Below are 12,812 nucleotides of genomic sequence, written 5' to 3'. Positions count from 1 at the left end.
TTTTTATTCTTTTTTTAGTTGCCTTTTTTGTTCGATTCCCATTCTTTTTTAGAGACTATATTGATCGAGATGAAAGTACATTTATTATTATGGCGCAATCATGGATTAATGGCCATTTACCCTATACACAGCTTTGGGACCTTAAACCCCCCATTACATTTTTATTTTTTGCTATTGTTATTTCAGTGTTTGGGAAAAGTTTTATTGCGATTCGTTTAGCTGGAGTTGTTCTTGTTGCCGTAACTGCTCTGTTCACATACGGAATTGGAACCAAAATCACTTCTAAAAAAGTGAGCTTTTGGTGTGCAGTTTTTTGTGTTCTTTTTCAAAGTATGTTCGGTAGTCTTCAAGGGGTAATGTCTGAGCATATCTGCACTATGTTCTTTGTGATAGGAGTGTACATTTTACTTTCAAAACAGCAGCATGTTTGGTATTTTGTAGCAGGGATTCTTTTTGGACTTTCCGTAATGTCCAAATTGAATATGGCTTACCCTTTACTCGCACTGGGAATCTATTTTGTTTGGAAAGCAGTTAAAGAAGAGCAATTTTGGCATTGTTTCCAAAGGCTTTTTGTTATGGGTGTTGGATTTGCATTTCTTATTGCCTTAACACTCGTTCCATATTATTTACAAGGAGAGATTACTGTCTGGTGGCAATCCATTTTTGAAGCTCCTCTGGCCTATTCTGGTTCAAAACAGCATTCTGTGATTAAAACGCTTCCTTTCGTTTTTGTTATTCTTGGGCTTTTGTATGCTGGGTTTGCCTCAAAAGTAATTGACTTTAAATCTAAACCACTGCAACTTTTAACGGTAATTACTATTGGCATTTTGCTCTCGTTCATGCAAGCTGGAAAGGTAAATGGACATTATCTTATACAGTTGTATCCTTTTATTCTTATTGCGGCTGGCATAGCCATAAGCAAGCTTCCATTAATCAAGAAAAAGTACACTGTTATTATTGTTTTTCTTTTCGTACTTCTTCCCGTGGAAGCTTATGTAGAATATGTGAACATTATTTCCAACAAAATGGAAAAGGGCTCTTTTTATAATGGCGAAGGAATTGATGTTCCAAAATACATTGTTGAAAATGAAATAGAAACGAAGAACATCTTTTTTACGGAATATCATATCGGTTATTGGGTTTTAGACGAAACACCCCCCACAAAAGCGGCTACACACCCCAGTAGTATAACTAGAGACGAACTTTTTCCATTTATGAAAAACCCCAGGGAGACAGGAATTGAGGAACTACATTACATTTTGGAGGAAATACGCCCCAAAACAATAATAGCCAGAAAGGGGAAAAAGATTTTTGATAAAAAATTAGAGGATTTTAATTCCTATATCGATGATTATCTGGAAAAACACTACAAATTAATTAAAACCATAGATAGGGGTTTAATCTACCAAAGGTTATAATGACTCCAAGGCTGATTTAAATTGTAAAGCATACTTTTTAACAACTTCCTTGTCAAAAACTTCCTCCTCATTAATTCGCCCAAGAAAGGTAACATCGGTTTTCTTTAAAATGATACTTTCTGTTGTAGGGTACTTATTTCCGCTGAAAATGATTCCGATTTTCAGGTTTCTTTCTTGAAGTTTTTCTATGGTCAAAAGTGAATGGTTGATGCTCCCTAAATAATGTCTGGACACTACAATGACCTTATAGTCGGGCTTAATCAAATCAAAAACGGTATCAGAATCATTCAATGGCACCAACAACCCACCTGCTCCTTCAATAACCAAATGGTTTTCCGTATTGGGTTCTTTGATTTTATCAATCTCAATGGTAATTCCATCTATCTCAGCGGCAGCATGTGGGCTCATTGGGGTATTCAATGCACAGCTGTTCTTGTGGATTTTTGTCTTGTTGTTTGAAATCAGTTCTTCAACCTTATGACTATCGGAATATTCTAAATCTCCTGCTTGTACCGGTTTCCAATAATCCGCTTTAAGGGCTTCAACTACTATCGCTGATGCAATGGTCTTTCCAACATCAGTAGATATACCTGTAATAAAAACTTTCATTATAATGGTTTGGTAATAAAATTACATTGAGCGCACTTGTATTTTTTAGGCTCAAAAAAGGGAAAGAGTTTGTAAAATATACTGTTTCTAGAATAATATGTCTCAGATTTGGTTGCTTTACAATTGGGACAGACAACAGGATTCCCTTCGTTGTCTGTAGCATAGTTACGTATTGCATCATAAATAGCCTTAGCTCGTTCCTTATCGGTTGAATAAACCTGTAATTTCACCCCACCTATGGCGCCACTAATTAAAGGGTCTGAGTTAATAGTGTTCTCGTCTTTTAAAAAAACAGGAATGCCCTCCGCTTCTAGTCTTCCCTTAATGATTTGAACATCCGCAGGGAATTCAAAAGAGCCAAGTGTATGAAATTCTTGCACCATTATTTTATAAGATTTCTTATTATTGACAAAACTCGCGATATTTCTTCTTTTGTGTTGTACGAATGCAAACAAAATCGCAATCGTTCTTGTCCAATTTTTACTGTAGGAGAGAGAATTGGTTTTACATCAAAGCCTTCAGTTTGCAAATATTTTGATACTTGCTTTACTTTTTCATTTCCTGGTAATACCAAGCAATGGATTGCCGAGTCACTCTCAATAAACCTAGCCTCCATGCTTAAAAGTTGAACCTGTTCTTTAAAGTACTTGATATTTTCCTTTAGTCTTGAACCTTCTTCCTTACCATAAGACTCCAAATACCGATATGCGGACAAAACAGAAGCCACTGCATGTGGTGCAAGTGCTGTAGTATAAATTAAGCTTCGTGCGAAATTGACCAAATAGGCCTTTAAATCATTGCTCCCCAAAACAGCTGCTCCGTGGTTTCCCAGAGCCTTCCCAAACGTGATGATTCTGGCAAAAACGTTTTCTTCCAATCCCAATTGGCTGACCAAATCCTTTCCATTTCCATAAATTCCTGTTGCATGGGCTTCATCCACTATCAAATAGCAATCTTTTTTGGTGCAAAAATCTGTCAGTGCTTCTAAATCCGGGGAATCCCCGTCCATGGAAAAAACAGATTCGGTGACAACGTAAATTTCTGAATCGTTCCTATTTTGAATACGTTCAATATGAACACGAAGGTCATCAATATTGTTATGTTTGAATTTATAACTCTTCGCATTGCTCATTTTAATTCCATCCCTAATACTGGCATGTACCAATTCATCATACAGAATGGTATCTCCACGTTGCGGAACTGAGGAAAAGAATCCAATATTGGCATCATATCCAGAGTTAAATACCAAAGCTGATTCTGAGTTATGATACCCTGCCAAAAAGTCTTCAAGCTGCTTGTACAAGCTATGATTCCCGGTAAGCAATCGAGACCCCGTAGCGCCGTTCTCCTGAAGATTACTTTCTTTAAGCTTAGCGGTAGTAGCATCAAGAATAGCCTTTTTGCTTGAAAAGCCTAAATAATCATTTGAAGAAAAATCAATTAACCCACCACTTGTCTGTAAGCTACGCATTGAGCCATCCTTCAACCTTTCAGATAGTTTTGACTGTAGCTTTTTTGGCAGTTTCTCCATAGCGCAAATTTAGCATTTACTATTTTTAAATAGTATTTTTAGTCACTTACTAACTTATAAGAAAATGAAGACCTTTTTTTCTTTTTTTGCGCTACTTTCAGTTCTGGTCGTAGTGGCTCAAACCAATACGTACGAAATTTCATTTGAGAATGCCGTTCACCATGAAGCATCTATCAATGCGACATTTTCAGATTTGGATATGGATACCGTTTCGTTACGAATGAGCAGGACTTCCCCTGGAAGATACGCCCTCCACGAATTTGCAAAAAATGTATACGGCTTTAAAGCTACAGACAGTAAGGGCAATTTATTAAAAGTATACAGGCCTGACCCTTACGAATGGAAGGTTACGGGACATGATGGCACCATAAATATAGAATACATTTTATTCGCCAACCGTGGGGACGGTACCTATTCTCAAATTGATGAGACTCATGCGCATCTGAACATTCCTGCAACGTTTATGTATGTTCCAGAACTTAACAAACGTAAGATTGAAGTGACTTTTAATGTTAGGAAAGACCTTAATTGGAAAATTGCCACTCAGTTGCCCTTAGTATCCGGTACTACTTATATGGCACCAAATCTATATTATTTTATGGATAGTCCTACCGAGCTAAGTAATTTTACCCTTAAATCTTTTGAGTTGGATTCAAAAACAATTCAACTGGCTTTGCACCATAATGGTACAGAAGCTGAGGCTGACATCTATTTTGAAAAAGTAAAGAAAATAGTTTTGGCTGAAAAAGAAGTGTATGGTGAACTACCAAATTTTGACTATGGCACCTATACCTTTTTAGCATGCTATATCCCTAATGCTTCCGGCGATGGTATGGAGCATAGAAACTCTACAATATTGACAAGTACCCGTAGTTTGGCAAATGGTGGAATGGAACGTAATATTGGAACGATATCCCATGAATTTTTTCATGCATGGAATGTTGAACGCATACGTCCTAAAACTTTGGAACCTTTTGATTTTGAAGCTGCGAACATGAGTGGTGAACTTTGGTTTGCAGAAGGTTTTACAAGCTACTATACCAATCTAATCTTATGTAGGGCTGGGTTAATCTCTTCAAAAGAATATGTTGAGGGTATAGCGGGAACCTTCAATTATGTGTGGAATTCTCCGGCACGACAGTTTTTCAACCCTATTGAAATGAGCTATCAAGCTCCTTTTGTAGATGCTGCTACTTCAGTCGATCCTGTGAATCGGGAAAACACATTCATATCCTATTATTCATACGGCAGTGTTTTGGGGTTGGCTTTGGATTTATCCCTCCGGCAAAAAGATCTGAATCTAGATGATTTTATGAAGTTGGTTTGGCAACAATATGGACAAAAAGAAGTCCCATATACCATTGACAATTTGCATACGGTGTTAAACCAATATGCGGGTAAACCTTTTGGAGATGGCTTTTTCAATAAGTACATGTACCAAAGTGGAATGCCGGATTATACCACACTTTTCGAATCTGTTGGTGTAATACTGCAACAAAGTAAAGACAGGCCATATTTTGGTTCCTCTGTTTCTATGAGCGAAGACGGTAAAGAAGGGCGTATCAGAAGAAACCCAAAAATTGGAAGTCCTGCTTACAAAGCTAAACTGGCCAAAAGAGATGTAATTATGAACATCAATAACATTCCCTTTTCTGAAGGGCAACAGTTTGATGATTATCTTAACCAATTTAGTATAGGTGATTCCTTGGAGGTTAACTTTTCACGCTTTGGAAATACGAAGGCCACTATTTTGATTCTGGAACCTAATCCTAGCTATTCAATCCGTTTACTAGAAGATACAGAGCAAAAACCTTCCGCAGAAATGTTGCAAAAACGAAAAGAGTGGCTTAAAACAGAATAGATGATTGTCTATGAACAGACTTCAACGCTTGCGCAGCTTGAGGAAATTCTTTTACTCCAACAACTAAATCTACCTAAAAACCTCACTGCTAAAGAAAAAGAGCATGAAGGTTTTTTAACTGTAGAACATTCTTTAGCATTTTTAAAAGAAATGCATGATGAATGTCCTCATATTATTGCCATAGATCAACGAAAGGTTGTTGGTTATGCGCTAAGCATGCATCCCAGGTTTGCCAATTCCATTGAAGTTTTAAAACCCATGTTCTATGAAATCAACAAGGTGGTACAAAACAACTGTAACTATATGGTTATGGGTCAAATTTGTGTTTCAAAAGAATATAGGGGCAAAGGTGTATCTAGGGGGTTATATAAAGCCATGAAAGAAAAACTTCCAAAGGGTTTTGACACCATAATAACCGAAGTCGATGCTAAAAATCAACGTTCTTTACATGCACATGAGGCTGTTGGCTTTACTGAACTAAAAAGATACAGTTCTGAAGGGAAAGAGTGGTCCCTTATTATTTTGACATAAAAAAGCCGCTCAAATGAGCGGCTTTTTTATTCTTTATATTCTGTTGTGAAGCTTAATCCGCTAAGACGATTACTTTGTTGTCTTTCATCTCAATTGTTCCACTGGAAATGGAAAGAACAGTCTCTCCATTTGGACCTTTGGAAAATTTGTTTTGAAAATCTTCATCAATGGTAATATCCCCCTGAACCTTAACATCTCCTTCTTGAAGCAAGGAAACGATAGGTGCGTGATTCTGCAACATTTGAAATTCGCCATTTATACCTGGTACAGTAACCGAGGTTACTTCACCTGCAAATAAAGTGGCTTCTGGTGATACAATTTCTAAATACATATCTTAAGCTTCAGCCAACATTTTTTCTCCAGCTTCTATAGCATCTTGGATACTTCCCTTTAGGTTAAAGGCAGATTCTGGCAAGTGATCTAATTCACCATCCATAATCATGTTAAACCCTTTGATAGTATCCTTAATATCCACCAATACCCCAGGGATACCGGTAAATTGCTCGGCAACATGGAAAGGTTGAGATAAGAAACGTTGCACCCTTCTTGCTCTACCAACTGCCAGTTTATCTTCTTCTGAAAGTTCTTCCATACCAAGGATGGCAATAATATCTTGAAGCTCTTTATAACGCTGTAACAACTCTTTTACGTTTTGCGCGCATTCGTAATGCTCTTTTCCTAAAACTTCAGCAGTCAAAATTCTTGAAGTAGAATCCAATGGATCCACCGCAGGATAAATACCTAGCTCAGCAATTTTACGAGAAAGTACCGTAGTAGCATCCAAGTGAGCAAAGGTTGTAGCAGGAGCAGGATCCGTTAAATCATCCGCAGGTACGTAAACCGCTTGTACAGATGTAATGGAACCTCTTTTTGTTGATGTAATTCTTTCTTGCATGGCACCCATCTCTGTGGCCAAAGTTGGTTGGTAACCTACTGCAGAAGGCATCCTTCCAAGAAGGGCAGATACTTCTGACCCCGCTTGTGTAAAACGGAAGATATTATCCACAAAGAAAAGTACATCTTTTCCTTGACCGTCTCCGGCGCCATCACGGAAATACTCAGCAATTGTCAATCCTGATAAAGCAACACGAGCACGTGCTCCAGGAGGCTCATTCATCTGTCCAAAAACGAAAGTCGCTTTAGACTCTTTCATTGCTTTTTTATCTACTTTGGATAAATCCCATCCACCTTCTTCCATAGAGTGCAAGAAATCATCTCCGTATTTAATAATACCAGATTCCAACATCTCACGAAGCAAATCGTTTCCTTCTCTTGTTCTTTCCCCAACACCTGCGAATACGGATAAACCACCGTGTCCTTTTGCAATGTTGTTAATCAATTCCTGAATCAATACAGTTTTACCAACGCCAGCACCACCAAATAATCCAATTTTACCACCCTTTGCATAAGGCTCGATCAAATCGATTACTTTGATCCCTGTAAAAAGTACCTCGGTAGAAGTGGAAAGGTCTTCAAATTTTGGAGCTTCTCTGTGAATTGGAAGTCCATTGTCACCACTTTTCGGTAAGTTCTCCATTCCATCAATCGCGTCTCCAATCACATTGAAAAGACGTCCATAAACATCTTCGCCAATAGGCATTTGAATTGCACTTCCCGTAGCATGGACATCAACTCCTCTGCTTAAACCATCCGTTGAATCCATAGAAATGGTACGAACCGTATTTTCACCAACATGGGATTGAACCTCCAGTACTAACTTGGAACCATCAGCTTTGTTGATTTCAAGAGAATCATAAATCTTTGGGATTTCTGTTCCCGACTCAAACTCAACGTCAATGACCGGGCCTATAATTTGTGCAACCTTACCTGTAACTTTAGACATTACTGTGTTTATTTTTAATTGAATACGAAAGAAAAAACAGCTTTTTTTCCGGCTGCAAAGATATACTTTTCCATTTTTAAAGTGAAACTTCTAAACCCTTTTTTTAGCAACAAAAAAGGCACTGATTTTGTCAGTGCCTTTGAATGTATTTTAAAGTCGTATGCTATGGGTTAATTGTCCAAGACACATAGTAGATTGAACCTATGTTACCAGTACCAACAGCTTGAAAATATTCATCTCCAAGAAGGTTTGAACCACCAGCTTTAAAAATTGATTTTATACTTGGAACTGAATAATTAATTTGAGCATCCAACACAGTATATGCAGGAACGTCTCCATCTGCGAAGGTGGCCTCCCAGAAGAAGCTATCACTCCATCTATAGTTTACATTAAATCCAAAGTTTTCAAAAAGTGCAGTGTTTCCAAAAGAAGCTTTCACTTTATGCTTTGGAGTATTGAAATTGGTTTCAAAATCAGGGAACCTTGCTTTATCAAAATCAAATTCTGCATAGGTATAATTAACACCTAAATCAAAATTGCCCATCACCTTGGTGTCTACTCCAATAGTACCTCCCCAAGAATCAATATCAACTTCTGCATTGGTATAGGTTTGATATGGCTGTCTATCTCCATTTTGCAAAGCAAGCAATGAAAGTCCACCATCTCCTGCAGTTCCATAAAACGGAACCAATACAGTTACGTTGGAGATAAAATCTTTGTACCTATTATAGTATCCACTTAAATCTACCGTGAATCTTCCTATTTGCCCTCTATATCCTGCCTCAAAAGCTGTAATCTCTTCTGGTTTGATTATGGAAGTATTTGCAACTTCAGGCGCTCCTGCTAGTACTGAATTTAATGAGTATGCATTTTCATATGCAGCACGTCCCACAATGTCCACAGTGGATTGCCCGATCAAATCTTGACCACTTTGAGTTACATCAAATGTTCTGACATCTCTATCCAAATTTGAAGGAGCCGAACCAACTAAAATAGCAGAGCCAGCATTTAAACCAATAAACAAGTCTTGCGTTGTAGGGTTTCTAAATCCTTGCTGAGCTGAAATTCTAATGTTATGATTTCTCTTCCCCCCGGCAGTATAGGATAAACCAAGCCTTGGGGACAAAAAGCCATCAAAGAATTCGTTCTTGTCATAACGAGCAGAGCCTGTGAACTTAATTCGATCATCCATGAACTTCTTTTGCAATTGAACATAGGCACCATACTCATTATATTTAATTGGCCCATCGAGATCGGTGAATATTGTTCCCCCAGAGTTTAATTCATATTCCCTAAAAGAACCTCCTATTTGAATATCTGCCCAGTCGTCTATAAGATGTGCTATGTTATAATTACCATTTACATGACGGAATTTAGTATTATCTATAAATTTTGCTCCTGTTGTCAAATCTCCATCACTAATAACAGAATTTAATGCACTTTGGAATTCAGGTGTGCCAGGAACAAGTCTTCCCGTATCTGCTGCTTGTCTAGCCGCTGCATGCGCTTGAACAGATGACTGCTCTCTAGTAAGACCTCCCTGCTGAATACCCCCTAAGAAAGCTGGTATATAAGCTCCGGCATATTCTGTAAACCACTGTGTATTGGACTTCCATCTGTTATTCACGTTAATTGCCGCAAAACGGGTATCATATGAATCTCCGGAGTTCTCTGTAGTAATATATCCTCTTAAGAAGAAATTCTTGTTTCTGAACTCAATTTTATGTTGTTGTAGGATAAAGTTTTTTACCGAGTACCTATTAGCTCCTTGATAAATAGTGTTTCCTCTACCCACTCTTCCATTGTAGATAATTTCAAAATCATCTGCAAAAGGTCTATAGAAAACAGAAAAGTCAGATTTAACACTTTCCGCATCATAATCCACCAATTGATTTTCTGCATAGCCAGTTCTAGAAACATTAGCTGTACCAACTGTGCCAGTTGGGAATCCAGCAGCAGCATCAAAATTTAAAAGCGTGGTTACTTCATCACCATAAATATTAAGCCCATTGTAATTAGGGTCTGTTCTATCAGCTCCTAAATTAGCTAAATCCGTAGTATTTACCGCATGCCAGTCCTCACCCTTTAGAAAGGACAAATTTGCTTTAACTGCTACCTTATCACTAAATGCATGAGCCACTCTAATACCAAAATCATAGTAGTTATTATCTCCTGCGGCATCTTGCGATGTCAATCCTGTTTTTCCATAGGCACTGATTCCTTGAAAATCAAAAGGACTCTTACTTTGCATGAACAAAATACCGTTGAAGGCGCCTGCTCCATATAATGCAGAAGAAGCTCCCGGAAGAATCTCAACACTCTGCACTTCAAGTTCGGACATACCAACCAAGTTTCCTAAAACAAAGTTTAGACCTGGAGCGGAGTTGTCCATACCATCTACAAGCTGTAAAAACCTATTGTTGGAAAACGCTGCAAAACCTCTTGTATTTATGGATTGGAAGGTTAAACTGTTTGTATTGATATCTACACCTTTTAAATTTTGTAAACCACCATAAAAGGATTCAGCGGTTGTATTCTTGATTTCCTTCAATCCAAATCTTTCAACTGAAACGGGAGATTCAAAAATTCTTTCCGGAGTTCTGGAAGCCGAGATTACAATTTCGTCCAAAAGCGTAGATGCCTCACTCAATGTTACAGAAAGTGTCTGATTATTGGAAGTGACTTGCATTATTAAATTAGAAAATCCTATACTGGTGAAACGAAGTGAAAACGGAGGTTGTTCTGATGTATTAAAAGTGAAATTCCCATCAAAATCGGTAGTGGTTCCTTCTGCCTTTCCTACCAAGACTACATTGGCTCCCGGGATAGGCTCATTGTTTTCATCAACTACTTTTCCCTGTACTGTTGTCTGCGCATAAGAGATAACACCAAACAGCATGAGGGAAATGATTATTAGTCTTCTCATTAGCTTTGAATTAGAGTTAATTTTGATTTAAGTATATGTTAAGTATTGGATGCGGAAGATACATTTTTTTTCATTTGATTTCTACAAAATTGAAAAAAATTATGCATGCATAATACTTTTTTGCCATAAAAACTATGGTTTAGCTGCATTTTTAACAAAAAAAAGCACTGTTATCAGTGCTTTTATTGATTTTTTGTCATTTTGGAAAGTTACTCAACAGTAACCGATTTAGCCAGGTTTCTGGGTTGATCCACATTACAACCTCTCATGACAGCAATATGATAAGACAGCAACTGTAGTGGTATTGTTGTAAGCAGTGGTGTAAGACTTTCTGAAGTCTCTGGCACCTCGATTACATGATCCGCCAATTCTTTAACCGATTTGTCTCCTTCTGTAACTATGGCTATAATCTTACCGCTCCTCGATTTGATCTCTTGAATATTGCTTACTACTTTTTCGTAATGTCCTTTTTTAGTAGCAATAACAATTACGGGCATTTGTTCATCTATCAATGCAATTGGACCATGTTTCATTTCTGCTGCAGGATACCCTTCTGCATGAATATAACTAATTTCCTTTAGCTTAAGTGCTCCTTCCAAGGCCACTGGGAAATTATATCCTCTCCCCAGATAAAGACAATTAGTAGAGTCCTTATATATCTCTGCTATCTGTTCTACAATTTCGTTAGATTGTAATGTCCTTTCCACCTTAGCGGGAATACTTTCCAGCTCTGTTAAAAATTCATGGTATTTAGACTCAGAAAAGATGCCTTTTTCATTTGCCAATTTTAGTGCAATTAGCGTAAGAACTGTAATTTGTGTAGTAAAAGCTTTGGTAGATGCCACTCCAATTTCCGGACCTGCATGGGTATATGCCCCAGCATGTGTTTCCCTTGCTATAGAGGATCCCACTACGTTACAAACTCCAAAAACAAAGGCTCCTTTTTCTTTTGCCAATTTTATAGCAGCCAAAGTATCTGCAGTCTCCCCTGACTGGGATATTGCAATTAAAATGTCGTTTTCTGTTATGACAGGATTCCTGTATCGAAACTCAGAGGCGTATTCAACTTCAACAGGAATTCTTGCCAAGTCTTCAAAAATATATTCTGCAACCAATCCAGCATGCCATGAAGTACCACAAGCAACAATTATGATTCTATTTGCGTTCAGAAATTTTTCTAGATTTTGGTCAATACCGGCCATTTTAACGATGCCTTGATCTGCTAAAAGTCTTCCTCTATACGTATCTAAAATTGCTCTTGGTTGCTCATAAATTTCCTTAAGCATAAAATGATCATAGCCACCTTTTTCGATCTCTTCAAGATTCATTTGAAGTTCAAGAATATTTGGATAGGCAATTGCATCATCTTTAATTTTACGCAATTTAATTTCTTTTCCAATACGGATTATGGCCATTTCTTCATCCTCCAAATACACAGCATTGTTAGTGAATTCTATAAATGGAGAAGCATCCGAAGCAATAAAATATTCATTCTCACCAATTCCTATAGCCAATGGACTACCTAATTTGGCAACTACTATCTCGTCTGGTTTATTTTTATCAAAAACAGCAATTGCATAGGCCCCAACTACTTGATTGAGCGCTATCTGAACTGCTTTTCCAAGTTTGACTCCTTCTTTTTTCTTGATTTCCTCAATAAGGTTTACCAAAACCTCAGTGTCCGTGTCAGATTCAAAAGAATACCCACGGGCTATGAGCGCTTTTTTTATGGACTCATAATTCTCTATGATTCCATTATGAATGATAACCAAATCACCAGAACTTGAATAGTGTGGGTGGGAGTTTATATCATTAGGTACACCATGTGTCGCCCATCTAGTATGTCCAAGACCTAATTTCCCGCTTGTGGAAATAGTAGCTTCAGATTTTTTCCTAAGGTCATCTACTTTCCCTTTTGTTTTGGAGAGATGTGTGTCCTCGCCATCATACAAAACAATCCCCGCACTATCGTAACCACGATATTCCAGTCGTTGTAAGCCTTTCATTATGATGGGATAAGCATCCCTATGACCTATATATCCTACAATTCCACACATAAAAACGTCTTAAAAAATTAAGTTTAAAAGCACAAA

Annotated in this window: 10 protein-coding genes; 3 read left to right on the top strand and 7 right to left on the bottom strand. The window is 37.7% G+C overall.

The window, feature by feature from the left end; all coding sequences use genetic code 11:
• The first annotated feature begins 89 nt into the window (after positions 1-89).
• Positions 90-1,418: an ArnT family glycosyltransferase gene (locus SJY44_RS04360; RefSeq protein ID WP_396591426.1), complete on the top strand. Its 1,329-nt coding sequence runs from the start codon at positions 90-92 to the stop codon at positions 1,416-1,418.
• On the opposite strand, the gene bioD is transcribed toward SJY44_RS04360, so the two are convergent.
• The 3 genes from bioD to SJY44_RS04345 are packed head-to-tail and all read right to left on the bottom strand — an operon-like array spanning position 1,413 to position 3,558.
• On the bottom strand, positions 1,413-2,027 hold the full coding sequence (gene bioD / locus SJY44_RS04355) for a dethiobiotin synthase (RefSeq protein WP_396591425.1): 615 nt from the start codon (positions 2,025-2,027) through the stop codon (positions 1,413-1,415). The genes SJY44_RS04360 and bioD overlap by 6 nt on opposite strands.
• Entirely contained in the window at positions 2,027-2,410 is a 384-nt protein-coding gene (locus SJY44_RS04350) for a DUF2007 domain-containing protein (RefSeq protein ID WP_396591424.1), read from the bottom strand. The genes bioD and SJY44_RS04350 overlap by 1 nt, the downstream gene beginning before the upstream one ends.
• Positions 2,410-3,558, bottom strand: a complete 1,149-nt coding sequence (locus tag SJY44_RS04345; RefSeq protein WP_396591423.1) for an aminotransferase class I/II-fold pyridoxal phosphate-dependent enzyme — start codon at positions 3,556-3,558, stop codon at positions 2,410-2,412. Before SJY44_RS04345 ends, SJY44_RS04350 begins: the two co-directional genes overlap by 1 nt.
• A gap of 64 nt (positions 3,559-3,622) precedes the next feature.
• Between SJY44_RS04345 and SJY44_RS04340 the strand changes: the two genes are divergently transcribed.
• Together SJY44_RS04340 and SJY44_RS04335 are read left to right on the top strand one after the other, a co-directional pair.
• Complete coding sequence (locus tag SJY44_RS04340) at positions 3,623-5,419, top strand: M61 family metallopeptidase (protein WP_396591422.1); 1,797 nt, start codon at positions 3,623-3,625, stop codon at positions 5,417-5,419.
• A complete protein-coding gene (locus SJY44_RS04335) occupies positions 5,420-5,950 on the top strand; it encodes a GNAT family N-acetyltransferase (protein WP_396591421.1) in 531 nt (176 codons plus the stop codon). It abuts the gene before it with no gap.
• Positions 5,951-6,002: 52 nt separating this feature from the next.
• Here the strand turns inward: SJY44_RS04335 and SJY44_RS04330 are convergent, their stop codons facing one another.
• The 4 genes from SJY44_RS04330 to glmS all read right to left on the bottom strand — a co-directional run bounded on the left by SJY44_RS04330 (position 6,003) and on the right by glmS (position 12,776).
• A complete protein-coding gene (locus SJY44_RS04330; protein WP_396591420.1) occupies positions 6,003-6,281 on the bottom strand; it encodes a F0F1 ATP synthase subunit epsilon in 279 nt (92 codons plus the stop codon).
• 3 nt (positions 6,282-6,284) lie between these two features.
• Positions 6,285-7,793 carry a F0F1 ATP synthase subunit beta gene (gene atpD / locus SJY44_RS04325; protein WP_298924067.1) on the bottom strand — a complete coding sequence of 503 codons (1,509 nt, stop codon included), beginning with the start codon at positions 7,791-7,793 and terminating at the stop codon, positions 6,285-6,287.
• A gap of 163 nt (positions 7,794-7,956) precedes the next feature.
• A complete protein-coding gene (locus SJY44_RS04320; protein ID WP_396591419.1) occupies positions 7,957-10,719 on the bottom strand; it encodes a TonB-dependent receptor in 2,763 nt (920 codons plus the stop codon).
• A gap of 209 nt (positions 10,720-10,928) precedes the next feature.
• The gene (gene glmS, locus SJY44_RS04315) at positions 10,929-12,776 is read right to left on the bottom strand and encodes a glutamine--fructose-6-phosphate transaminase (isomerizing) (protein ID WP_396591418.1); all 1,848 of its coding nucleotides are present in this window, start codon (positions 12,774-12,776) and stop codon (positions 10,929-10,931) included.
• Between the last annotated feature and the right edge of the window lie 36 nt (positions 12,777-12,812).

It is taken from the genome of Allomuricauda sp. R78024 (genome assembly GCF_044596045.1).
Taxonomy (GTDB): domain Bacteria; phylum Bacteroidota; class Bacteroidia; order Flavobacteriales; family Flavobacteriaceae; genus Flagellimonas.
The sequence above is the reverse complement of the archived record's forward strand: the minus strand, read 5'-3'. Positions and strand labels throughout refer to the sequence as shown.